The sequence below is a fragment of the Pseudomonas sp. Tav-5-1A genome (assembly GCF_055755055.1).
The window spans coordinates 2,271,293-2,294,427 of the sequence record NZ_CM146901.1 but is presented as its reverse complement, the minus strand read 5'-3'; the positions used below and the strand labels follow the sequence as shown (position 1 = coordinate 2,294,427).

Genomic DNA, 23,135 nt, shown 5'->3' with positions numbered 1-23,135 from the left:
CGGCCGGCTATTTCGTAGGACATTTCCCAAATACCCCCGGCCGCATTGCTCCTCACACCCGCCATCGCTAACCTCCCCGCCGTTGCAGCACATTTGCAACCGGGTTTGGCGACCTGCCGTTATCGTTTCATCACAAGCACCATATGGCACTCTTGCCTGGGGCACGCGATGACAGCTATGCAGCGGCCCCACAAACCCAAAGGAATTATCTTGTATGTCCTACATCCCCCTACCCCACTCCCCCGCCGTATTCCTCGATTCTCAAGCCCCCATCGCCACCCTCTACGCCCTGGCCATGCACCGCATCGGCACCGCGCAGGAGCTTATGCAAACCCTCAGCAGCCTTACCCTGAGCAACAGCGATGATCAGGATTTGAAAGCCGTGGCCAACACCGTGAACCTCTTGCTGGAAGAGGGTTGCGCGGTGCTTGAGGTGATTGAGGCGCGTGGCGCCTTTCTGCGCCAGCCCACACCGTTCGCGTAGCCGCTGCCGCCAGGCTGCGCTGGCCCCCTGCCTCACTGGAGATTTTCAGGGTTCACGCAGGCCAGCGCAGCCTGCGGCAGCCGCTACGGTTCTGCGGCGCCCAGCAGTTGATCGGCGAACGCTTGCGCCGCCCACCCCGGCACCTCGTTGCGGCGGGTGATCACGCCGTAATCATCCAGTACCAGCGGGAACGGCAGGTTCAAGCGCGTCAGCCTGCCTGCGCGGATGTCCGGCTCGACCATGGACTCGGCCAGCATCGCCAGCATGGGCGCGGTCTGCAGCAGTTGCAGGGTGGTCTGCATGGAGATGGTCTCCACGGTGTTGCCCGGCGAGGCCATGCCGGCTTCGGCGAAGGCGCGCTCCAGGCGCGCGCGCATGGGCGTGCCGGCGGGGTAGACGATCCACGGCCAGTTGCCCAGCTCGGCCAGTGGCAGGTCGCTGTTGCCGGCCAGCGGGTGTTGGCTGCCGGCTACCAGGCACAGCGGCTCGGGGGCCAGGGCGCGGAAGTCGAAGAGCTGGCGGTGGCGGTCGAGGGTGAAACGGGCGATCACCAGGTCCAGCTGCTTGTGCTCCAGCAGGCTCAGCAGGTTGGCGCTGGTGCCCTCCAGCACGTCCAGGGTCAGCAGCGGCCAGCGCTGCTTGATGCCGACGATGGCCTGGGGCAAGGCCTGGGACGTGGGGGCGAAGATGGTGCCGATTTTCAGCAGGCCGTGGCCGCCTTCGCGCAGGTCGTTGACCTGGCCGACGAAGTGGCGGGCGTCGTTCAGGGCGATTTGCGCGTAGCGCGCCACGTGCACGCCCAGGTCGGTGGGCACCAGGCTGCGCGGCAGGCGCTGGAACAGGTCGAAGCCGAGCATTTTCTCCGCCTCGCGCAGCATCTTGCTCACGGCCGGCTGGCTGATGCTCATCTGCTCCGCCGTGGCGTGCATGTTGCGCGTGCGCGCCAGGGTGTCGATCAGCACCAGGTGGCGAAAGCGCAGCCAGTTGCACAGTTGATTGAAGGAAACATCCGCCATGCGATAACCCCCGGTTATTGAACCTTGAGGATATCTCATTGGCGCTTATCGGCAAGGCGTTCTAGTGTTGACCCACAATAACAACAGGATGACCCGCCATGACCGTCACCGGAAAACGCGTTCTCATCACCGCCGCCGCCCAGGGCATCGGCCGCGCCTCGGTACTGGCCTTTCAGCAGGCCGGCTTTGAGGTGATTGCCACCGATTTGCGCATCGACAGCCTGCGTGATGTGCCCGGCATCCAGGCCCTGGCCCTGGACGTCACCGACGCCCAGGCCGTGCAGCAGCTGACCGCCCAGGTGGGCACACTCGATGTGCTGTTCAACTGTGCCGGCTTCGTGCACAGCGGCAACCTGCTGGCCTGCGACGACGAGGCCTGGCAGCGTTCCTTCGACCTCAACGTGACCGCCATGTACCGCATGATCCGCGGCGTGCTGCCGGGCATGCTGGCGGCGGGCAGCGGCAGCATCGTCAACATGGCCTCGGTGGCGGGCAGCGTGAAGGCGGTGCCCAACCGCTTCGCCTACTCGGCCAGCAAGGCGGCGGTCATCGGCCTGACCAAGTCCGTGGCCGCCGACTACGTGGCCAAGGGCATCCGCTGCAACGCCATCTGCCCCGGCACCGTCGACTCGCCGTCGCTGCGCCAGCGCATCACCGAGCAGGCCCGCGCCGAAGGCCGCAGCGAGGCCGAGGTGTACCAGGCCTTCGTCGCTCGCCAGCCCATGGGCCGCCTGGGCACCCCCGAGGAAATCGCCCGGCTGGCGGTGTACCTCGGCTCCGACGCCAGCGCCTACACCACCGGCGGCGTGCACGTCATCGACGGCGGCATGAGCAACTAATCCCCCTGACCAGGAACTGACCATGAAACTGCTGCGTTACGGCCCCAAGGGCCAGGAAAAACCCGGCCTGCTGGACGACCAGGGCCAACTGCGCGACCTCAGCGGCCACGTGCACGACATCGGCGGCGCCACCCTGGAAGCCGCCAGCCTGGCCAGGCTGGCGCAACTGGACGCCCGCAGCCTGCCGGCGGTGCCAGGCAACCCACGCATCGGCCCATGCGTGGGCCAGGTGGGCAAGTTCGTCTGCATCGGCCTGAACTACGCCGACCACGCCGCCGAATCCGGCATGGCGGTGCCCAGCGAACCGGTGATTTTCAACAAGTGGACCAGCGCCATCTGCGGCCCCAACGACAACGTGGAAATACCCCGCGACTCGAACAAGACCGACTGGGAAGTGGAGCTGGGCGTGGTGATCGGCAAGGCCGGGCGTTACATCAGCGAGGCGAACGCCATGGACTACGTGGCCGGCTACTGCGTGATCAACGACGTTTCCGAACGCGAATGGCAGTTGGAGCGTGGCGGCACCTGGGACAAGGGCAAGGGCTTCGACACCTTCGGCCCCATCGGCCCGTGGCTGGTGACCCGCGATGAAATCGCCGACCCGCACCAGTTGGACCTGTGGCTGGAGGTGGACGGCCACCGTTACCAGCACGGCAACACCCGCACGCTGGTGTTCCAGATTCCGGCGCTGATCGCCTACCTGAGCCGCTGCATGTCACTGCAGCCGGGGGACATCATCTCCACCGGCACGCCGCCGGGGGTGGGCCTGGGCATCAAGCCCAATCCCGTGTTCCTGCGCCCTGGCCAGGAAATGCGCCTGGGCATCACCGGCCTGGGCGAACAGCGCCAACACACCACCCAAGCCGACTAACCCGTAGCAGCGGCCGCAGGCCGCGTCCCTTGCGCCACAGCGGTGGGGCGGACGCAGCCTTCGGCAGCTGCTACGGGGCATTGAAACCATAAGAACAAGGAAAACATCATGCGCATTCTGATCACCGGTGGCACCGGTTTCATCGGCAAGCAACTGGCCCAGCGCCTGCTGGACCTGGGCAGCCTCACCCTGCAGGGCCAGGCCGCCCAGCCCATCGAACGCATCGTGCTGTTCGACGCTTTCGAAGGCGAAGGCGTACCCACAGACCCGCGCGTGGAGGTGATTACCGGCGACGTCAGCGACGCCGCCACCCTGGCCCGGGTCACCGACGGCGTGGACCTGGTGTGGCACCTGGCGGCCGTGGTCAGCAGCGCCGCCGAGGCGGATTTCGACCTGGGCATGCAGGTCAACCTGCACGGCCTCATGACCCTGCTGGAGACTCTGCGCCAGCAAGGCCGGCAGCCGCGCGTGGTGTACGCCAGCGGCTTCGCGGTGTTCGGCGGCACGCTGCCGGCGGTGGTCAACGACAACACCGCGCTGACCCCGCAGTCCTCCTACGGCATGCAGAAAGCCGTGGGTGAATTGCTGGTGGCCGACTACGCGCGCAAGGGCTTTATCGACGGCCGCGTGCTGCGCCTGCCGACCATCGCCGTGCGCCCGGGCAAGCCGAACAAGGCCGCCTCGACCTTCTTCAGCTCCATCATCCGCGAGCCGCTGGTGGGCCTGCCCGCCGTGTGCCCGGTGCGCCCCGACACCCAGGTGTACCTGTCGTCGCCGCGCCGCGCGGTGGAAGCGATGCTGCTGGGCATGACCCTGGCCCCCGAGACCCTGGGCAGCCGGCGCGTCATCCCCCTGCCCGGCCTGACCACCACCGTCGCCGACATGGTCAAGGCGCTGGAACGTGTGGCCGGCCCCGAGGCGGTAAAACTGATTCGCTGGGAACCCGACGCCACCATCCAGCGCATCGTCGAAGGCTGGCCCAGCCAGGTCGAGGCGCCCTACGCCAGCGGCCTGGGCTTCAGCGCCGACGCCGACTTCGACGCCATCGTGCAAGCACATATCGAGGACACCGCGCCCCGCTAGGCAAGACCGCTTGCACACGCCCCCACAACAATAACAAGGCGAGGCCACGCGACATGAACACACCCGATCCAGCCATCCTGGACCTTGAAAAACAGACCATCAGCCGCGTCACCAAACGCCTGGTGCCCTTCCTCATCCTGCTGTTCGTGGTGGCCTTCCTGGACCGCACCAACGTCGGTTTCGCCGCGTTGAAAATGAACCAGGACATTGGCATCAACCAGACCATCTATGGCCTGGGCGCCGGGATCTTCTTCCTCGGCTACTTCCTGTTCGAGGTGCCCAGCAACATCATGCTGCACCGCTTCGGCGCGCGGGTGTGGATTGCCCGCATCATGGTGACCTGGGGCCTGATCGCCGGCGCCATGGGCCTGCTGCAGACCGCCGGGCACTTCATCACCCTGCGCGTGCTGCTGGGCATCGCCGAGGCCGGGTTCTTCCCCGGCGTGATCTACCTGCTGTCGCTGTGGTTCCCCAGCCGCTACCGGGCGCGGATGATCGCCACCTTCTACCTCGGCGTGCCCATTGCCCAGGTGATCGGCGCACCGCTGTCGGTGGGGCTGATGCAGCTGGGCGACAGCATCGGCGTGGTCGGCTGGCGGCTGATGTACATCGCCGAAGGCGTGCCGGCGATTCTGCTGGGCGTGGTCTGCTACTTCTACCTTACCGACCGCCCCGCCGATGCCCACTGGCTGACGCCGCAGCAACGGCAATGGCTGATGGACACCCTGGAGCGCGAAGAACGCAGCAAGGCGCTGGCGGTGGATGCCGGCCTGAGCAAGGGCCAGATGATTCGCAAGGCCCTGGGCAACCGCCAGGTGTGGCTGCTGGCGCTGGTGTATTTCGGCATCACCTCGGGCTCCAACGCCATGAACTTCTTCCTGCCCAGCGTGCTGCAGTCGTTCCGCGCCTCGTTCGGCCTGGACCTGGGGCTGATGCAGAACGGCCTGATCAGCGCCATTCCCTACGCCCTGGCGGCGGTGGCGATGATTCTCTGGAGCCGCCGTTCCGACCGCCTGCAAGAGCGCCACTGGCACGCCGGCGGCGCCGCGTTGCTGGCGTCGGTGTCGATCGCCCTGGCGCTGTTGATCAACCAACCGTGGATCATCGTCATCGGCTTCGTGCTGCTGGCCATCGGCGTGTACAGCGCCATTAACGTGTTCTGGGCCGTGCCGGGCCAGGTGCTGACCGGGGTGGGTGCCGCCGCCGGCATCGGCCTGATCAACTCCATCGGCAACCTCAGCGGTTTCTCCGGGCCGTACATCACCGGCCTGCTCTACACCACCACCGGCAGTTACACGCCGGGCTTCCTGGTGATCGCCGCCCTGGTGGGCGCGGCCGGCATCGGCATGATGCTGATGCCCCGCCGCCCGGCACCTGCGGCCGACGCCAACCTGATTGGAGACAAAGCATGAGCCACCCCGTAATCGCCTTCATCGGCACCGGCATCATGGGCGCGCCCATGGTGCGCTGCCTGCTGCGCGCCGGCTTCCCCGTGCGCGCCTGGAACCGCTCGCCGGGCAAGGCCGCCGCGCTGGCTGCCGACGGCGCCCAGGTGCTGGACAGCGCCGCGGCGGCGGCCCAGGGCGCCGATGTACTGATTTGCATGCTCAGCGACGGGCCGACCTGCACCGACGTGCTGTTTGGCGCCAATGGCGCCGCCCTGGCCCTGCGCCCCGGTGCGCTGGTGGTGGTGATGAGTTCGATACCGGTGGACGCCGCCACCGACCACGCCCGCCGCTGCACCGAGTTGGGCCTTGCGTACCTGGACGCACCGGTGTCGGGCGGCGAGCGCGGCGCCCGCGAGGGCAGCCTGGCGATCATGGCCGGCGGCACGCCGCAGGCGTTCGAGCAGGGCCTGGCGGTGCTGGCGGCCATGGGCCGGCCGGTGCTGGTGGGCCCGGCGGGCAGCGGTGAACTGGCCAAGCTGGTGAACCAGCTGATTGTCGCCAGCACCATCGCCACCGTCGCCGAAGGCCTGTTGCTGGCCGAACGCGGCGGCGCCGACCCGGCCAAGGTGCATGAAGCGCTGATGGGCGGCTTCGTTGATTCGCCCATCTGGCGCCAGCACGGCCAGCGCATGATCGACGATGAATTTACCCCCGGCGGCCCGGCCAAATGGCAGCTCAAGGACACCCGCACCGCCCTGGCCCATGCCCACGGCCTGGGCCTGAGCCTGCCGGTGGCGACCCTGGTGGATGGCCTGTTCAGCGCGCTGGTGGACGCCGGCGACGGTGACCTGGACCACGCCGCCCTGATCCGCCAATTGCGCCGCCACAACCAACTGCCTGCCTGACGCCCCGGAGCCTGCCATGAGCCAAACCCCACCCCGCCGCCTGCGCAGCCAACTGTGGTTCGACGACCCCAGCCACGCCGACCTGACCGCGCTGTACACCGAACGCTACATGAACCAGGGCCTGACCCGCGCCGAGCTGCAGTCGGGCCGGCCGATCATCGGCATCGCCCAGACCGGCAGCGACCTGACGCCCTGCAACCGCCACCACATCGAGTTGGCCAAGCGGGTCAAGGACGGCATTCGCGACGCCGGCGGCATTCCCATGGAATTCCCCGTGCACCCCATCGCCGAGCAGTCGCGCCGGCCCACCGCGGCGCTGGACCGCAACCTTGCCTACCTGGGCCTGGTGGAAGTGCTGCACGGCTACCCGCTGGACGGCGTGGTGCTGACCACCGGCTGCGACAAAACCACCCCGGCGTGCCTGATGGCCGCCGCCACCACCGACCTGCCGTCGATTGTGCTGTCGGGCGGGCCGATGCTGGACGGCTGGCACAAGGGCAAGCTGATCGGCTCGGGCACGGTGCTGTGGCATGCGCGCAACCTGCTGGCCGCCGGCGACATCGACTACGAAGGCTTCATGGAAATGACCACCGCCGCCTCGCCCTCCATCGGCCACTGCAACACCATGGGCACGGCGCTGTCGATGAACGCCCTGGCCGAGGCCCTGGGCATGTCGCTGCCCGGCTGCGCGAGCATTCCGGCGCCGTACCGCGAGCGCGGGCAGATGGCCTACGCCACCGGCCTGCGCATCGTCGACCTGGTGCGCGAGGACGTGCGCCCCTCGCAGATCATGACCCACGCCGCGTTCGAGAACGCCATCGCCGTGGCCTCGGCCCTGGGCGCGTCCACCAACTGCCCGCCGCACCTGATCGCCATCGCCCGCCACAGTGGCATCGACCTGAGCCTGGACGACTGGCAGCGGGTGGGCGAAGACGTGCCGCTGCTGGTGAACTGCATGCCGGCCGGCGAATTCCTCGGCGAGGGCTTCCACCGCGCCGGTGGCGTGCCGGCGGTGATGCACGAACTGGACAAGGTCGGCCGCCTGCACCGCGACTGTCGTAGCGTCAGCGGCCGCAGCATGGGCGAGATCGTCGCGGCGGCGCAGACCGTCGACCGCCAGGTGATCCGCAGCTACGAAGAACCGCTCAAGCACCGCGCCGGCTTCATCGTGCTGAGCGGCAACTTCTTCGACAGCGCCATCATGAAGATGTCGGTGGTCGGCGAGGCGTTCCGCAGCACCTATTTGAGCGACCCGCAGCAGCCCAACTGCTTCGACGCCCGCGCCATCGTCTTCGACGGCCCGGAGGACTACCAGGCGCGCATCAACGACCCGGCGCTGGAAGTGGACGAGCGCTGCATCCTGGTGATTCGCGGCTGCGGCACCGTGGGCTACCCCGGCAGCGCCGAGGTGGTGAACATGGCGCCGCCGGCCGAGCTGATCAAGCGCGGCATCGACTCGCTACCGTGCCTGGGCGATGGCCGCCAGAGCGGCACCTCGGCCAGCCCGTCGATTCTCAACATGTCCCCGGAAGCAGCGGTGGGCGGCGGCCTGGCGCTGCTGCGCACCGGCGACACGCTGCGCATCGACCTCAACAGCCGCAGCGTCAACCTGCTGGTGGATGACGCCACCCTGGACCTGCGGCGCCAGGAGGCGCTGCCGGCCATCCCGGCCTCGCAGACGCCGTGGCAGGAGCTGTACCGGCAGTTGGTGGGGCAATTGTCCACCGGCGGTTGCCTGGAGCCGGCCACGCTGTACTGGCGGGTGATTCCGGAAAACGGCGCGCCGCGCCATTCTCACTGAGTGCAAGGACGGCCTTATGTCACTGACCATTGAAAACTCCCTGCCCCACGACTGGCAACGCGCCACGCTGATCGGCCGCGCCTGGTGCCCCGGCACCATCGCCGGCCCCGCCGTGGTGGTGATTCGCGACGGCCGGGTGCTGGACTGCACCGCCAGCTTCGCCACGGTGAGCGAACTGCTCAACCGCCACGACCCGCTGGCCGCCGTGCGCGGCGCCAGCGGCACCGACCTGGGCAGCGTCGAGGCACTGCTGGGCAACAGCGGCGAACAGCGCGACGACCGCCGCCCTTCCCTGCTGGCGCCCATCGACCTGCAGGTGATCAAGGCCGCCGGGGTGACCTTCGCCGCCAGCATGATCGAGCGGGTCATCGAGGAAAAGGCCGCTGGCGACGCGCGCCAGGCCGAGCGCATTCGTGCCCTGGTGCACGAGGTGATCGGCGACAACCTGCGCGACCTGCAGCCCGGCTCGCCGCAGGCCATGCAACTCAAGCAGGTGTTGATCGAACAGCAGATGTGGTCGCAGTACCTGGAGGTGGGCATCGGCCCCGACGCCGAGATTTTCACCAAGGCGCCGGTGCTGGCCGCGGTGGGCAGCGGCAGCGCCATTGGCGTTCACCCCGGCTCGCACTGGAACAACCCCGAGCCTGAAGTAGTGCTGGCGGTGGACAGCCACGGGCGCATTCATGGCGCCACCCTGGGCAATGACGTCAACCTGCGCGACTTCGAGGGCCGCAGCGCCTTGCTGCTGAGCAAGGCCAAGGACAACAACGCCTCGTGCGCGCTGGGGCCGTTCATTCGGCTGTTCGACGAGCATTTCAGCCTGGACGAGGTGCGCGGCTGCGAGGTGGGTTTGCGTGTGGAGGGCGAAGACGGTTATGTGCTGCAGGGCCGCAGTTCCATGGCGCAGATCAGCCGCGACCCCGAAGACCTGGCCGGCCAGGCGCTGAACGCCAACCACCAGTACCCCGATGGCTTCGTGCTGTTCCTGGGCACCCTGTTCGCCCCCACCGAAGACCGCGACCAGCCTGGCCAAGGCTTTACCCACAAGGCCGGCGACCGTGTCAGCATCCACAGCCCGGCCCTGGGCGGGTTGCACAACCACGTCACCGGCAGCGACCAGGCGCCGCCGTGGACCTTCGGCGTGGCGGCGCTGATGCGCAACCTCTCCCGCCGCGGGTATTTGTAGCCCGCCCCTGGCTGCGACTGTCTTTGTGGGAGCTGGCTTGCCAGCGAGTTTTTAGGGCCTCAACAGCTCGCTGGCAAGCCAGCTCCCACAACATCGCGTCCGAGGCCCACACGGTCCATCACGCCACCGGCAACCGCAGGTTCAACCGTAACCCCGGGTTCAGGTTCTGCGCCCACAGTTCCCCGCCCTGCAACTGCACCCGGCAGCGGGCGATGGTCAGGCCCAGGCCAAAACCATCGCCGCCCGGGCGGCTGGCGCTGAGGCGGGTGAAGGGTTCGAAGATGCCCTCCAGCGCGCCCTCGGCCACGCCCGGGCCCTGGTCGTCGATCCACAGGTGCCAGTGATCCGCCTCGCGCCGGCCGCCCAGGCGCACCTGGCCGTGGCTGGGGGAATGGCGGATGGCGTTGCGCAGGATGTTTTCCAGGGCCTGGGCCAGGCCGTTGAGGTGGCAGCGCACCCAGCAGGCGTCGTCCAGGGTGTTGGGCAACTGCTCGGGCTGCCAGCCAGATTCGAAGCAGGCGTCCTCGCGCAGCATCTCCCACAGGGTGCCGACGTCCACGGCGTCCAGCGCCAGCTGCGGGCGCTCGGTGTCCAGCCACACCAGCTCCAGGGTGTCGTCGACCAGTTGGCGCATGCCCTGCACCTCGCGCGCCAGGCGCTGGCGCAGGGCCTCGGCGTCGGCGTCGCTTTCCACCGCCACCTGCAGGCGGCTCAGGGGCGTGCGCAGCTCGTGGGACATGTCGCGCAGCAGCCGCCGTTGCAACGCCACGGTGCGTTGCAGGCGGTCGGCCATGTGATGAAAGGCGCGGCCCAGGTCGCCCAGCTCGTCGCCACGGCGGCTGATGGCCGGGTCCAGCCGCGCGCCCAGCTGGCCTTCGCGCAGGGCATTGGCGTAGGCATGCAGGTGCGCCAGCGGGCCGATCAGCAGCCGGTAGAGCAAGGCGCCCAGCAGCAGCGCCAGGGCGCCGGGCACCAGCCAGTGGGCCACCACCTGCCAGCCCACCGAGGTGGTGGGCACGAAACGTTCGGGCAGGCGCATCACCAGCTGGCCGCTGCCAGGGTCTACCGGAAAGGCGATCTTGATGATCGGCCGCTCGCGGGCGCGGTCGCTCATGGCCCAGTCCAGCTCGCGGGCGAAGCCCAGGCGGTGGCGCTCCACGCCGCTCAGGCGGCGCTCGCCCAGGGGTTGCAGGTCGGGGCCCAGCAGCACTGCCCAGCCCGGCTCGCGGGCGTTGAACTGCAGCAGCCAGCGGTCGATTTCCGCCGGGCCGCCGTTGCGCCACACCGCCTCGGCTTCGGCGGCGTAGCCCTGCAAGGTGTGCTGCGCGGCGGGCGACAGGCGATAGCCCTCGCGCTCGAAATGCATGCCCCAGGAACGGCTGACGCAGATGATCAAAAGGATCAGCACCAGCAGCAGCCCGCTCAGGCTCCAGAACAACGAGTGACGCCCCGGCAGCTTCATGGCTGGTTCCTCAGCACGTAGCCCTTGCCCCACACCGTCTCCACCCGGCCCTCGAAGCCGATGGCCGCCAGCTTGCGGCGCACGTGGCTGACGTGCAGGTCCAGCACCCGGTCCTGCAGTGAATAGGGGCGGTGCAGCACGCGCTGGTAGAGGAAGGTCTTGCTCAGCACTTCCTCGGGGTTGGCCAGCAGGGTTTCCATCAGCCGGAACTCCACCGGCGTCAGCCCGGCGCGCGCGTGGCCCAGCACCAGGTCCTGGCTGCCGTCGTCGCAGCGGCGCAGCGCCCCGCTTGCGTGGCACACCGGCGGCGTGCGCTCATAGGCCACGCGGCGCAGCACGGCGTCGATGCGCACGTCCATCTCGCCCATGCTGAACGGCTTGGGCAGGTAGTCGTCGGCGCCCTGGTTGAAGCCGACGATGCGGTCCTGCTCGGCGCCCAGGGCCGACATCAGAATCACCGGCACGCGGTTCTGCCGCCGCAGCTGGCCCAGCAGGCTCAGGCCGTCGCGGCTGGGCAGCATGATGTCCATGAGGATCAGGTCGTAGCCGCGCCAATCGTGCAGGTCGTCGCTGCCAGCGACGTCGTTGCACACGGTCACCTCAAAGCCGCGCTTGCGCAGGTGCTGGCCCAGGTGGGCGGCAAGCAACAGGTCGTCTTCCACGGCGAGGATTCGCGGCGCGGCAACAGGTGGGCAGGTACTGGGAATCACGGGGCAAGCTCTCGGCGGACTACGGGGCAACTCGGATGCAAATTATAATTGTTATCAAATATAGCCAAACCACCTTTACGAAATTTACAAACCGGCGCTGGGGGTAAATTTTGTAAATACGATTTACTCTCAATTACGACACCCTATCATCGCCCCCCGTCTGGACGACTGCCCCGCCCTGCGACAAGGACTGCCGCGGCCGGGGCCTCAATCACTCAAGGGGAGTTATCGTCGTGCTTTTTCATGCCTCATTCAGTCGTCTCACGCTGGCCATCCTGGCGGCCTCCGTCTCACCCGCGCTGCTGGCCGAAGACGCTGCCATCACCCTGGACAACACCCTGGTCACCGCCGAGAAAGAACTCAAGCAGGCGCCGGGCGTGTCCGTGATCACCGCCGACGATATCCAGAAAGCCCCGCCGGTGAACGACCTGTCCGACATCATCCGCAAGATGCCCGGCGTCAACCTCACCGGCAACAGCGCCAGCGGCGTGCGCGGCAACAACCGCCAGATCGACATTCGCGGCATGGGCCCGGAGAACACCCTGATCCTGATCGACGGCCTGCCGGTGGAGTCGCGCAACTCGGTGCGCTACGGCCGCACCGGCGACCGTGACACCCGTGGCGACACCAACTGGGTGCCAGCCGATGAGGTGCAGCGCATCGAAGTGCTGCGCGGCCCCGCCGCCGCCCGCTACGGCAACGGCGCGGCGGGCGGCGTGGTGAACATCATCACCAAGCAGCCCACCCAAGAAACCCACGGCAACTTCAGCGTCTACACCGACATGCCCAAGGACAAGGACGAGGGCGCCACCAAGCGCGCCACCTTCGGCCTCAGCGGCCCGCTGACCGACAACCTGACCTACCGGGTGTACGGCAACCTGAGCAAGACCGACCGCGACAGCAGTGACATCAACGTGGGCCACGAAGCCGAGGGCGAAGCCGCCGCCTCGGGCGCCGAGGGCGTGCGCAACAAGGACATCAATGGCCGCCTGAGCTGGAAACTGGACGACCGCCAGAGCCTCGACTTCGACGCCAGCTACAGCCGCCAGGGCAACATCTACGCCGGCGACAACCAGTACAACCAGAGCCTCACCAGCAAGAAGGCCGCCAGCGCCGCGCCGTGGGTGGGCCGCGAAACCAACGTGATGTACCGCAACAACTTCGCCATCACCCACAACGGCGACTGGGACTTCGGCACCAGCAAGTTCTTCCTGCAGTACGAGCACACCCGCAACCGCCGCCTGGACGAGGGCCTGACCGGTGGCGTGGAAGGCACCATCGACTCCACCGACTTCTCCACCAGCGACCTGAAAAGCTACCTGGCCCACGGCGAATTCAACCTGCCGCTGGCCACCCGCCTGTCCCAGGTGCTGACCCTGGGCGGCGAGTTCAACCGCCAGGAACTCGATGACCCGGCCTCCACCAGCCAGGCGCTGTCCTCGGGCAGCTACTACAACGGCAGCACCGCCGCCGACAGCATCGCCGGCTTGGCATCCGGTACGCGCAGCAGCAAGGCGGCGGCCAACATCGGCTCGCTGTTTGCCGAGGACAACATCGAGCCCTGGGAAGGCGCCACCCTGACCCCGGGCGTGCGCATGGACGACCACACCGACTTCGGCGTGAACTGGTCGCCCAGCCTGAACATGTCGCAGAAGCTCAACCAGGACTTCACCCTGAAGGCCGGTATCGCCCGGGCGTTCAAGGCGCCGAACCTGTACCAGCTCGACCCTAATTACCTGCTGCTGAGTTCGGGCAATGGCTGCCCCATCGGCAGCACCGGCAGCTGCTATATCCAGGGCAACGACGACCTCAAGGCCGAGACCAGCGTCAACAAGGAAATCGGCCTGGAATTCAAGCGCGACGGCTGGGTGGCGGGCCTGACCTTCTTCCGCAACGACTACCACAACAAGGTAGTGGCCGGCACCGACGTGCTGGGCTACTCCTCGGGCGGCAACATGATCCTCAAGTGGGAAAACGCCAGGAAGGCCGTGACCCAGGGCCTGGAAGCCAACCTGACGGTACCGCTGGCCGACAACCTGACCTGGACCACCAACGGCACCTACATGCAGGAAAACAAGGACCTGGACACCGGCAACGTGCTGTCGATGATTCCCAAGTACACGGTCAACTCGATGCTGGACTGGCAGGTGAACGACAAGCTTTCCACCCAGCTGAGCATCACCAGCTTCGGCCGCCAGAAGCCACCCACCGTGGGCACCACCAAGGTCGATGCCGCCGGCGTGAACACCGACGAGGTGGGCGCCTACAGCCTGGTGAACCTCAACGTCGGCTACCAGCTGACCAAGAACGTGCGCCTGGGCGCCGGCGTGAACAACCTCTTCGACAAGAAGCTGTACCGCGAAGGCAACTCCAACAGCGCCGGCGCGGCCACCTATAACCAGCACGGCCAGGCGGTGTACGCCAGCGTGGCCACTTCGTTCTGATGCTTTACAAATGTACCAAAGTGTAAAAATCAGAATGCGAATCATTGCTTATTGATATGATCGCTGCCCCGCGGACCACCGCGGGGCATGCCCCCCTTTAAACATGGAGTCTTCGATGAAACCTCGCAATCGCGCGCTGTCCCCCGCCAGCCAACTGTGCAAGCTGGCCTCGCTGATCGGCCTGATGAGCCTGGGCATGCAGGCCGCCATGGCGCAGTCGGCGTTCGACACCCCGGACCCGGACTACCAGGGCCAGATCATGGCCATGCCGGCCGAAGGCGGCGCCATCACCGCCGGCAGCGACGTGCACCTGATGGGCCGCGGCTTCAAGCCGGGCCAGCACATCACCCTGACCCGCGGCACCACCGTGCTCAACGCCGAAGCCTACGTGGCTGACGCCCAGGGCGGCTTCAAGGGCGAACTGAAAGTGCCGGCCGACGCCGCCGTGGGCCAGCAGCCAATCGTGGTCACCGTCAGCAACCCGGCGGCCGCCGCCGTGCTGCCGCTGAAAATTTCCCCGGTGGTGCCGCTGTCGGGCACTGAGCGCTTCAAGCAGACCAGCACCAAGCTGGTGCCGGGCCTGTACCAGTCGGCGGTCAGCGCCAAGAGCGGCGCGGTGTTCGTGACCGCCGCCGTGGGCCGCCCGCCGGTGAAGGAATCGCAGCTGCTCAAGCTCAACCCCAACACCCTGGCCGTCGAAGCCCGCGTCACCCCGGCCGCCGCCCCGGGCCGCGAGCCGGGGAACGTCTATGCCGTATACGGCGTGGGCGTCGACGACCGCAACGGCAACGTCTGGGTCACCAACACCCGCCAGAACAGCGTGGCCGTGTACCGCCAGTCCGACCTGGGCCTGGTCAAGCAGTTCGCCCCCGACACCGTCGCCCACGCCCGTGACGTGGTGGTGGACGCCGGCCTGGACAAGGCCTTCGCCGGCGCCACCGGCACATCGACCATCGTCATGTTCGACGCCGGCAAGCAGACCGTGGAACGCACCATCGAGATCAAGTCCAACCAGCGCGGCGAGCGCGCCGCGCCGTTCACCGTCGCCAGCCTGCACCTGGACGCCCAGAACCACAAACTCTACACCGTGAGCCTGAGCACCAACGAAGCGGCGGTGATCGACGCCAAGACCGGCAACGTGGAAAAAGTGTTCCCTATCGAAGGCGTAAAAATGGCCATGGGCGTGACCTACGACGCCAAGACCAACCGCCTGTTCGTGGCCGCGCAGAACAGCGACAACCTGGCCATCGTCGACGTCGCCAGCGGCAAGACCCTGCACCTGGTGCCTACCGGCGCCGGCCCGCTGAACGTCACCTTCGACCCGGTCAAACGCCTGGCCTACGTCAGCAACCGCGGCGCCGGCACCGTCACCGTGGTCGACCCGGACGGCAAGCTGGTGGCCAACCTGGACGACGGCACCTTCCCCAACCACGTCGCCACTGACGGCCAGGGCAACGTGTTTGCGGTGAACAAGTCCAAGGGGCCTGATGACAAGGATGGCGACCGCATCACGCGCATCACCCAGGTGCGCTGATAGCCCCCTGACGCGGCCTGCGGCCGCTGCTACGGGTTGACCTGTAGCAGCGGCCGCAGGCCGCGTCACAGGCGACGCGAAGCCTGGGCGGCCGGCTGGTGGCTGCCCAACCAGGCGCCCAAGGCAACCACCAGCACTGCCCCCGCCGCACTCGCCGGCCAATGCAGCCACGTCACCTCGACCACCCCCGGCACCAGCCGCGCGCTGTCACCGGCCATGCCCCCCGCGATCCAGCCGATCAACCCCGCGCCCGCCTGCACCAGCCACGGCCAGCGCTGCATCGCCGCCAGCACGAAGCGGCTGCCCAGGACGATGATGGGGATGCTGATCAGCACGCCCGCCACTACCAGGTAGACGTTGCCCCGCCCTGCCCCGGCCACCGCCAGCACGTTGTCCAGGGACATCACCACGTCGGCGACGATGATGGCCTTGATGGCACCCCACAGGCGCGTGCCGCCATCGATTGCCTCGGCGTCATCTTCACGGTTGGCGGCCAGCTTGATGCCGATCCACAACAGCAGCAGCGCCCCCACCAGCTTCAACCACGGCACCGCCAGCAGCTGCATGGCGAAACCCAGCATCACCACCCGCACGCCAGTGGCCCCGGCCATGCCGCCGTAGATGGCCTTGCGCTGCAGCGCCTTGGGCAGACGCCGGCAGGCCATGGCGATGACCACGGCGTTGTCGCCACCCAGCAGCAGGTCGATGGCGATGATCTGCGCCAGGGCAGTCCACAGGAAAGGGTCGGTTATCCAGTTCACGGGGGCACCTCAATGAACGAACAGCGGGAAGATGCCGGTCAGCAGCGACACCGCCAGCAGGATCAGGCAGCTCACCAGCGACCAGCGCAGGGTGTAGCGCTGGCTCTCGGCGTAGTCGAGCTTGAGCATGCTGACCACAAGGTAGGTGGACGCCACCAACGGGCTGAGGATGTGCACCGGCTGGCCGATCAGCGAGGCGCGGGCCATCTCGATGGCGCTGATGCCATGGGCCTGGGCGGTCTGCGCGAGGATGGGCATGATGCCGAAATAGAACACGTCGTTGGACACCAGCCAGGTCACCGGAATGCTCACCAGCGCGGTGATCACCGCCATGAACGGCCCGAACGCTTCCGGTATCACCTTCAGCAGGCCCTGGGCCACCGAGTCGGCCATGCCGGTGCCGGTCAGCACGCCGGTGAACACGCCGGCGGCGAAGATCAGGCTGGACACCGCCAGGATCGGCGGCGCATGCAGCTCCAGCTGCGCCTGCTGATCCTTGAGCCGCGGGAAGTTGACCACCAGCGCCAGGCACGCGGCAATCATGAACAGGTAGCTCAGCGGCAGCAGTTCCAGGCACAGCGCCAGGATCAGCAGCACCGTCAGGCACCAGTTGAAGACAAAGCGCCAGCCGCTGTCGCCACGGTGCTCCTTGTGGTCGGCAAAATGACCGTTGAGGTCAATGGCACCGCCCAGGCGCGCGCGCTCGCGGCGGCCGAACAGCCAGGCCAGGGCGAAGGTCCACAGCATGCAGGCCAGCAGGCCCGGCAGCATGGGCACGAACATCTCGCCCACGTCCACGTGCAACGCCGTGGCCGCCCGTGCGGTCGGCCCGCCCCAGGGCACCATGTTGCCCAGCCCCGCCACTTGCAGCAGCAGGCAGCACACCATGGGCAGCGACAGGCCCAGGCGTTTGTAGATGGGCAGGAACGCCGACAGCACGATCATATAGATGGTGGCGCCGTCACCGTCCAGGGCGACGATGAACGCCAGCGCTACGGTGCCGACGAAGATTTTCACCGGGTCACCGCGCACCGCGTTGACGATGCGCGTCACCAGCGGGTCGAACATACCCGCCTCGGTCATGGTCAGGAAGAACAGCATGGCGAACACCATCATCACGCCGTTGGGCGCAACCATGCGCACGCCGTCGAGGATAAATTTACCGACGTCGGCGTGGAAGCCGCCGATCAGCGCGAACACCGTGGGGATCAGGATCAGCGCGGTCAACGCCGAGAGTTTCTTGCTCATCAGCAAGAAGATGAAGCAGGCCAACATGATAAAACTGAGCATCATGAGCATGGCGTTTTCCTGTTTTTTATAGTTGTACAGGGGTGCCGCGAGCGGCATCACCGCAACCGATGATGCCGACATTCTAGCCAGTCAGACGGGCAGGCCCTTGCTGCGCAGCAATGAATCGAAGCGCTCCGGGTCGGCAGTGCCGGCGCGGTTGGTCTCGCGGATGCCCGCCTCGCGGTCCAGGTGCGCCAGGGTCCTGGGCAGCAGCGCCGCGGCGTCCTGGGCCGGGATGGCGATGACGCCGTCGGCGTCGCCCAGCACCAGGTCGCCGGGCAGCACGCACAGGCCGGCGCAGGCGATGGGCACGTTGATCTCGCCCGGGCCGTCCTTGCTCGGGCCACGGTGGGTGTGGCCGGCAGCGAACACCGGGACGATGCCCTCGGCCAGTTCTTCCAGGTCGCGCACGGCGCCGTCGATGACGATGCCGCCCAGCTTCACCCGCAGCGCGGTGGTGCGCACCAGGCCGCCGATGACCGCCTGGCTGACGTCGCCGCCGCCGTCGATGACCAGCACGTCGCCGGCCTGCACCATCATCAGCGCCTTGTGCACCATCAGGTTGTCACCGGGGCGCACGCGCACGGTGAAGGCCGGGCCGCAGAGCTTCAGCGACAGGTCGCCGTGGTAGGCGCGCAGGCCGCGGGCGCCGATGCTGCGGCCCATGCAATCACCGGCAACCGCCACGGGAATCTCGCGGAAGGCGTGCACCAGGTCTGCCGGCAGGCTGGCGACGCGTGGGTTGATGCGGTAGCCCGCAGGCCATTGTTGAGCAGTCATGGCAGTACTCCAGTTCAGTGTTGAAGAACCTGTGGGTTGACGCAGGCGCTGGCCGCAGGCGGCGTGCCGTCAAGGAAGCCCAGCACGTTGCGCGCGGCGCCCGCGGCCATGGCCGCCAGCGCCGCCGGGGTGGAACCACCGACGTGCGGGGTCAGCACCACGTTGTCCAGGCGCAGCAGCGGGCTGTCGGCCGGCAGCGGCTCGACGGCCATGGTGTCGAGGCCGGCGGCGTACAGTTGGCCGCTGGCCAGCGCCTGCACCAGCGCAGCTTCGTCCACCACTTCGCCACGGGCGGTGTTGATCAGCAGCGCGCCTTCGGGCAGCAGCGCCAGCTGTTCGGCGCCGATCAGGTTGCGGGTCTGGGCGGTGAGCGGCACGTGCAGGCTGAGCACCTGGCTGCGCCCGAGCAACACGCTCAAGTCGTCGATGCGCTCGGCGCCATCCAGCGCGGCGTCGGCGGGCAGCAGCGGGTCGTGCACCAGCACCTGCATGCCGATGGCCTGGCAGGCCCGGGCCACGCGCCGCGCCACCTGGCCAAAGCCGATCAGGCCCAGGCTGCGGCCGCTCAGCTCCAGGCCGTCCTGGGCACGAGACCAGCGGCCCTGGCGAATTTCCCGATCCATCCAGCTGACCCGGCGGGCGGCGGCGAACATCAGGCCCAGGGTCATTTCGGTGACCGACTGCGCGTTGGCGCCGGGCGTCACGTACACCGGGATGCCCCGCCCAGTGGCAGCAGCCACGGCGATGTTGCTGACGCCAACGCCGTGTTTGGAGATGACTTTCAGGGTGGGGCAGGCGTCGATGGCGGCGGCGGTCAGGTCCAGGGTGCGGGAGATAACGGCGTCCACCGGCTCGCGAGCGAGAATGCGTTCGATGTCGGCGGGGCCTTGCTCGGGCGTCACGTACAGCACCCGGCAACCCTGGGCCCGCAGCAGCTCCAGGCCAGCGGGCGCCAGGCGTGGGGCGGTCACAAGAATGGTATGAGGCATGGGCAGGATCTCTGGCTTGTTATTGTTCGCTGCCGAAAGTATCCCCGCGGTTATCCTTTATTTCTATTAGCGTATTTTCAAGAAATCATTCTTCGTAGGAATGATTTAGTTGCAGGATCTCAATGAAGCGCCGCGTAGCCGGCGACAGGTAGCCATCGGCGCGGTGCAGCACGCCGAAACGCCGGGCCATGGTGGTCAGCGGGTTGGGAATTTCCACCAGGCCGCCGCCGTGGCGGCTGTCGGCCAGGTTGCGCCGTGAGAGGAAACTCAGCAGCCCGGTCTCGGTGATCAGGTTGGGCACCGCGGCGATGGAGCTGGTGGCGATGGCCACCCGCGGCGCCGGCAGTCCCTGGGCCAGGAACGCCTGGTCCAGCCACTGGCGCGTGGCCACCGATGGCGCCGAGAGAATCCAGCGGTACTCGCACAACGCTTCCAACGGCACCTGGCGCCCGGCCAGCGGGTGGTGGGCGCTGGCGGCCACCACCACTTCGTCACTGGCGATGGGCAGCTCCACCAGGTCATCGTTGCGGGTGCCCAAAGGCCCCACCACCAGGTCCAGCAGGTCCTTGCGCAGGGAGTCGTGCAGCACGTCGTTCATGCCAATTTGCAAATCCAGCACAACCGCCGGCGCCTCTTCCTGCAACAGCCGGCAGGCGCGCGGCATCAGGTATTCGGCGGTGGTGGCTGCCGCGCCGACGCGAATGGTGCCGGCCAGGCCCTTGCCCAGCGACGAGGTCTGCCGATGGGTTTCGTCGAGCATGCGCTCGATCAGCAGCGAGCGGTCGCGCAGCAGCTGCCCGGCATCGGTGAGACGGATGCCGCGGCCAATGCGCTCGAACAACTCGGCGTCGTAGGCGTTTTCCAGGCGGTCGATGCACTTGGACAACGCCGACTGGGAGATATGCAGCGCCTCGGACGCCCGCCCCAAGTGGCCCAGTTCGGCGACCTTGATGAAGTAGACCAGATCGCGAATCTGCAGGTTGATGCTCATCGAGGCGGTGCTCCCGGCAATCCTTGTGGGTGTGCGCGGGAGGATACCTCAAGTAGCGGCGAGTCCGTGCCAGGGCACCACGCCCAGCACCACCCCGCTGGTGAGCAGCACCAGCATCAGGCCAATCACCCAGGGGAAACAGCGCCGCTGGTTGTCGCCATAGTTGAGGTCCAGCAGCGCCACCAGCAGATAGGTGGATGCCACCAGCGGGCTGAGCAGGTGCATGGGCTGGCCCAGCACCGAGGCGCGGGCCATGGCCGCCGGCTCGATGCCGTAGGCATGGGCGGTCTGCGCCAGGATGGGCAGCATGCCGAAGTAGAACGCATCGTTGGTGACCGAATAGGTGGCCACGCCGCTGAACAGCGCCGTCACTGGCCCCAGGTAGGGGCCCAGCCAGGCGGGGGTGACCAGCAGCAGGTCCTTGGCCATGGCGTCGACCATGCCGGTGCCGAACAGGATACCGGTGAACACCCCGGCCGCGAGAATCAGCCCCACTACCGAGATCACGTTGTAGGCGTGGGCGCTCAGGCGCTCCTTCTGTTCCTGCAGGCTGGGGTAATTGATCATGAGCGCCACCGCCGTCGCCGCCACGAACAGAATCGGCAACGGCATGAGGCCCATGATCAGCGCCACCAGCAGGCCGACGGTGAGCAACACGTTCACCCACAGCATGCGGGGCCGGCGATAGTCGGGGGTGTGGGCGATGTCGCGCTTCACCGCGTCGAACTCGGCGTCAGTGAGCACACCCACCCGGCGCCGCTCGCGCAGGCCGAACACCAGGGCCACGCCCAGGTTGTAGATGAACCCGCAGGCCATCACCGGGATCAGCGGCACGAACACCTCGGCCACCTCCACGTGCAACGCCGACGCGGCCCGCGCGGTGGGCCCGCCCCACGGCAGGATATTCATGATGCCGATGGCCATCACCATCAGCGTGGCCATGTACTGCACAGACAGGCCCAGGCGCTTGTACACCGGCAGCAGCGCCGACACGCAGATCATGTAGGTGGTGGAACCGTCGCCATCCAGGGCCACGCACAGGCTCATCACTGCGGTGCCCAGGTAAATTTTCAAGGGGTCGCCACGGGCCACGCGGACCACGCCACGCACCACCGGGTCGAATACTCCGGCGTCGGTCATGATGCTGAAGTAGACGATACTGAACATCAGCAGCGCCGCCGTGGGGCCCAGTTTCTGCAGGCCGTCGAGCATCATCGGGCCAATCTGCGGGCCGGCCACCAACAGCCCGAACGCAATGGGCACCACCACCAAAGCCACCAGCGCCGACATGCGGCGCGTCATGATGAGCGCCATGAAGGCCGCGACCATGGAACCTCCGAGGAAGGTCAACATAGGGTTGTCTCCGCAGCGCGCCGGCCGTGCCGGCGCGGATTATTGTTGTTATGGGACCGTCGTGGCGACGGGAGACAGCAGCGGTGGCTCAGGCCCGGGCCAGGTGCAATTCCTCCTTGAGCATCTGCAGGTCGGCGGCGCTGATGCTCAACCCTTCACTGCGCGCCCGCGCGGCAGCGAGGTTTTCGCGCTCGCCGGGCATGTGCACGTAGTCAAAGCCGTCGGCCAGCGGCAGCGCCCGGGCGCGTTGCACCAATTCATCGGCGCGCTGCAGGTAATCGGCCATGGGCAATGCAGCGTCGGGGCGGAAGGTGATGAAGGTATGACCCACGTTCTGTGGTCGGGTGAAATCAGTGTTCTGGTTGCGCACCTGGCCACCGAAGGCGGCGCCGGACATGACGCCAGCCATCAGTTCCATCATCAGCCCCAGGCCCGAGCCCTTGGGCCCGGCCATGGGCAACACCACGCCGTCCAGCGCCGCGGCCGGATCGGTGGTGGGCGCGCCGTGGGCGTCCAGCGCCCAGTCGCCGGGAATCGGCTCGCCAAGGCGCGCGGCGCGACGGATCTTGCCGAACGCCACCACCGAGGTGGCCATGTCCAGCATGATCGGCGCCAGCCGGCCAGGGGCGGCGAAGGCGAACGGGCTGGTGCCGAGGAACGGCGCCCGCGCGCCCCACACCGGCATCAGTGGCGGCGCGTTGGTCAGCACCAGCGCCCCCAGGCCGGCGTCCAGCGCCTGCTGCAGGTAGCTGGCGGCCATGCCGAAATGATTGCTGTTGGAGGCCAGGACCATGCCGATGCCGTGCTCCCGGCCGCGCTGGATGGCTTCGTCCATGGCTTTGCGCGCCACCAGGTAACCCATGCCGTTGTCGCCGTCCAGGTGCGCAGTGGCGCCCTGCCCGCCGCTGACAGTCAGCGCCGGGCGCGGGTTGACCACGCCCTCGCGCAGGCGCCGGGTGTACACCGGGATGCGCCCGATGCCATGGGAGCTGACGCCACGGGCGTCGGCGTCGATCAGACAGTTGGCCACATAGCGGGCGTCGGCGTCGGCCAAGTGGGCGGCGAAAATGCGCGTCACTTGCCGGGACAAGTCTTCATGGGAAACAACGGTGGTTGCTGGCATCGGGTCTGCACCTGGCGGATGAGGTTGTAATGGGCCGCGGGATGCCCCGCGCCAAGGGCCAGGTCGGCTTCATCCGCTGTTCAGCCGCCTGCCTGTGCGCCTATTCTTGGACCCGTTCGCCAAGC

General features: G+C 67.6%; 20 protein-coding genes. 10 read left to right on the top strand and 10 right to left on the bottom strand.

Translation table 11 applies throughout. The features are described from left to right. The first annotated feature begins 214 nt into the window (after positions 1–214). Entirely contained in the window at positions 215–484 is a 270-nt protein-coding gene (locus AC0J42_RS10455; protein ID WP_473006072.1) for a hypothetical protein, read from the top strand. Positions 485–567: 83 nt separating this feature from the next. Here the strand turns inward: AC0J42_RS10455 and AC0J42_RS10450 are convergent, their stop codons facing one another. Beyond that, a complete protein-coding gene (locus AC0J42_RS10450; protein ID WP_416423472.1) occupies positions 568–1,500 on the bottom strand; it encodes a LysR family transcriptional regulator in 933 nt (310 codons plus the stop codon). A 98-nt stretch (positions 1,501–1,598) separates the two neighbouring features. Between AC0J42_RS10450 and AC0J42_RS10445 the strand changes: the two genes are divergently transcribed. The 7 genes from AC0J42_RS10445 (at position 1,599) to AC0J42_RS10415 (ending at position 9,573) form a co-directional block, all read left to right on the top strand. Beyond that, the gene (locus tag AC0J42_RS10445) at positions 1,599–2,339 is read left to right on the top strand and encodes an SDR family oxidoreductase (protein WP_473006071.1); all 741 of its coding nucleotides are present in this window, start codon (positions 1,599–1,601) and stop codon (positions 2,337–2,339) included. A gap of 22 nt (positions 2,340–2,361) precedes the next feature. Then, positions 2,362–3,210 carry an ureidoglycolate lyase gene (locus tag AC0J42_RS10440; protein ID WP_473006069.1) on the top strand — a complete coding sequence of 283 codons (849 nt, stop codon included), beginning with the start codon at positions 2,362–2,364 and terminating at the stop codon, positions 3,208–3,210. A 108-nt stretch (positions 3,211–3,318) separates the two neighbouring features. After that, on the top strand, positions 3,319–4,293 hold the full coding sequence (gene denD / locus AC0J42_RS10435) for a D-erythronate dehydrogenase (RefSeq protein ID WP_473006068.1): 975 nt from the start codon (positions 3,319–3,321) through the stop codon (positions 4,291–4,293). Between the two features lie 53 nt (positions 4,294–4,346). Beyond that, positions 4,347–5,705, top strand: a complete 1,359-nt coding sequence (locus AC0J42_RS10430; RefSeq protein WP_473006067.1) for an MFS transporter — start codon at positions 4,347–4,349, stop codon at positions 5,703–5,705. Next, positions 5,702–6,586, top strand: a complete 885-nt coding sequence (locus AC0J42_RS10425; protein WP_473006065.1) for an NAD(P)-dependent oxidoreductase — start codon at positions 5,702–5,704, stop codon at positions 6,584–6,586. Before AC0J42_RS10430 ends, AC0J42_RS10425 begins: the two co-directional genes overlap by 4 nt. A gap of 16 nt (positions 6,587–6,602) precedes the next feature. Then, complete coding sequence (locus AC0J42_RS10420; protein ID WP_473006064.1) at positions 6,603–8,387, top strand: IlvD/Edd family dehydratase; 1,785 nt, start codon at positions 6,603–6,605, stop codon at positions 8,385–8,387. A 16-nt stretch (positions 8,388–8,403) separates the two neighbouring features. Next, positions 8,404–9,573, top strand: coding sequence for a fumarylacetoacetate hydrolase family protein (locus AC0J42_RS10415; protein WP_416423465.1), 1,170 nt, complete (start codon positions 8,404–8,406; stop codon positions 9,571–9,573). A 118-nt stretch (positions 9,574–9,691) separates the two neighbouring features. Here AC0J42_RS10415 and AC0J42_RS10410 read toward each other — a convergent pair whose 3' ends face one another. Continuing rightward, positions 9,692–11,035 carry a HAMP domain-containing sensor histidine kinase gene (locus tag AC0J42_RS10410; RefSeq protein WP_473006063.1) on the bottom strand — a complete coding sequence of 448 codons (1,344 nt, stop codon included), beginning with the start codon at positions 11,033–11,035 and terminating at the stop codon, positions 9,692–9,694. Continuing rightward, positions 11,032–11,745 (bottom strand): response regulator transcription factor, encoded by a 714-nt coding sequence (locus AC0J42_RS10405; RefSeq protein WP_473006062.1) that lies wholly within the window; start codon positions 11,743–11,745, stop codon positions 11,032–11,034. Before AC0J42_RS10405 ends, AC0J42_RS10410 begins: the two co-directional genes overlap by 4 nt. Positions 11,746–11,978: 233 nt before the next feature. On the opposite strand from AC0J42_RS10405, the gene AC0J42_RS10400 reads away from it, so the two are divergent. Next, the gene (locus tag AC0J42_RS10400; RefSeq protein WP_473006061.1) at positions 11,979–14,189 is read left to right on the top strand and encodes a TonB-dependent siderophore receptor; all 2,211 of its coding nucleotides are present in this window, start codon (positions 11,979–11,981) and stop codon (positions 14,187–14,189) included. Between the two features lie 115 nt (positions 14,190–14,304). Then, the gene (locus tag AC0J42_RS10395) at positions 14,305–15,723 is read left to right on the top strand and encodes a YncE family protein (RefSeq protein ID WP_473006060.1); all 1,419 of its coding nucleotides are present in this window, start codon (positions 14,305–14,307) and stop codon (positions 15,721–15,723) included. Between the two features lie 65 nt (positions 15,724–15,788). On the opposite strand, the gene AC0J42_RS10390 is transcribed toward AC0J42_RS10395, so the two are convergent. From AC0J42_RS10390 to AC0J42_RS10360, 7 genes are all read right to left on the bottom strand, one after another. Next, complete coding sequence (locus tag AC0J42_RS10390; protein WP_473006059.1) at positions 15,789–16,484, bottom strand: TerC family protein; 696 nt, start codon at positions 16,482–16,484, stop codon at positions 15,789–15,791. A 9-nt stretch (positions 16,485–16,493) separates the two neighbouring features. Then, a complete protein-coding gene (locus AC0J42_RS10385; protein WP_416423459.1) occupies positions 16,494–17,783 on the bottom strand; it encodes a CitMHS family transporter in 1,290 nt (429 codons plus the stop codon). A gap of 81 nt (positions 17,784–17,864) precedes the next feature. Beyond that, positions 17,865–18,554 carry an RraA family protein gene (locus tag AC0J42_RS10380; protein WP_473006058.1) on the bottom strand — a complete coding sequence of 230 codons (690 nt, stop codon included), beginning with the start codon at positions 18,552–18,554 and terminating at the stop codon, positions 17,865–17,867. Positions 18,555–18,568: 14 nt separating this feature from the next. Beyond that, the gene (locus AC0J42_RS10375) at positions 18,569–19,543 is read right to left on the bottom strand and encodes a hydroxyacid dehydrogenase (protein ID WP_473006057.1); all 975 of its coding nucleotides are present in this window, start codon (positions 19,541–19,543) and stop codon (positions 18,569–18,571) included. Positions 19,544–19,628: 85 nt separating this feature from the next. Next, a complete protein-coding gene (locus AC0J42_RS10370; protein WP_473006056.1) occupies positions 19,629–20,534 on the bottom strand; it encodes a LysR family transcriptional regulator in 906 nt (301 codons plus the stop codon). Positions 20,535–20,582: 48 nt separating this feature from the next. Further along, on the bottom strand, positions 20,583–21,887 hold the full coding sequence (locus AC0J42_RS10365) for a CitMHS family transporter (RefSeq protein WP_473006055.1): 1,305 nt from the start codon (positions 21,885–21,887) through the stop codon (positions 20,583–20,585). A gap of 88 nt (positions 21,888–21,975) precedes the next feature. Further along, positions 21,976–23,010 carry an Ldh family oxidoreductase gene (locus AC0J42_RS10360; protein ID WP_473006054.1) on the bottom strand — a complete coding sequence of 345 codons (1,035 nt, stop codon included), beginning with the start codon at positions 23,008–23,010 and terminating at the stop codon, positions 21,976–21,978. Positions 23,011–23,135 lie beyond the last annotated feature (125 nt).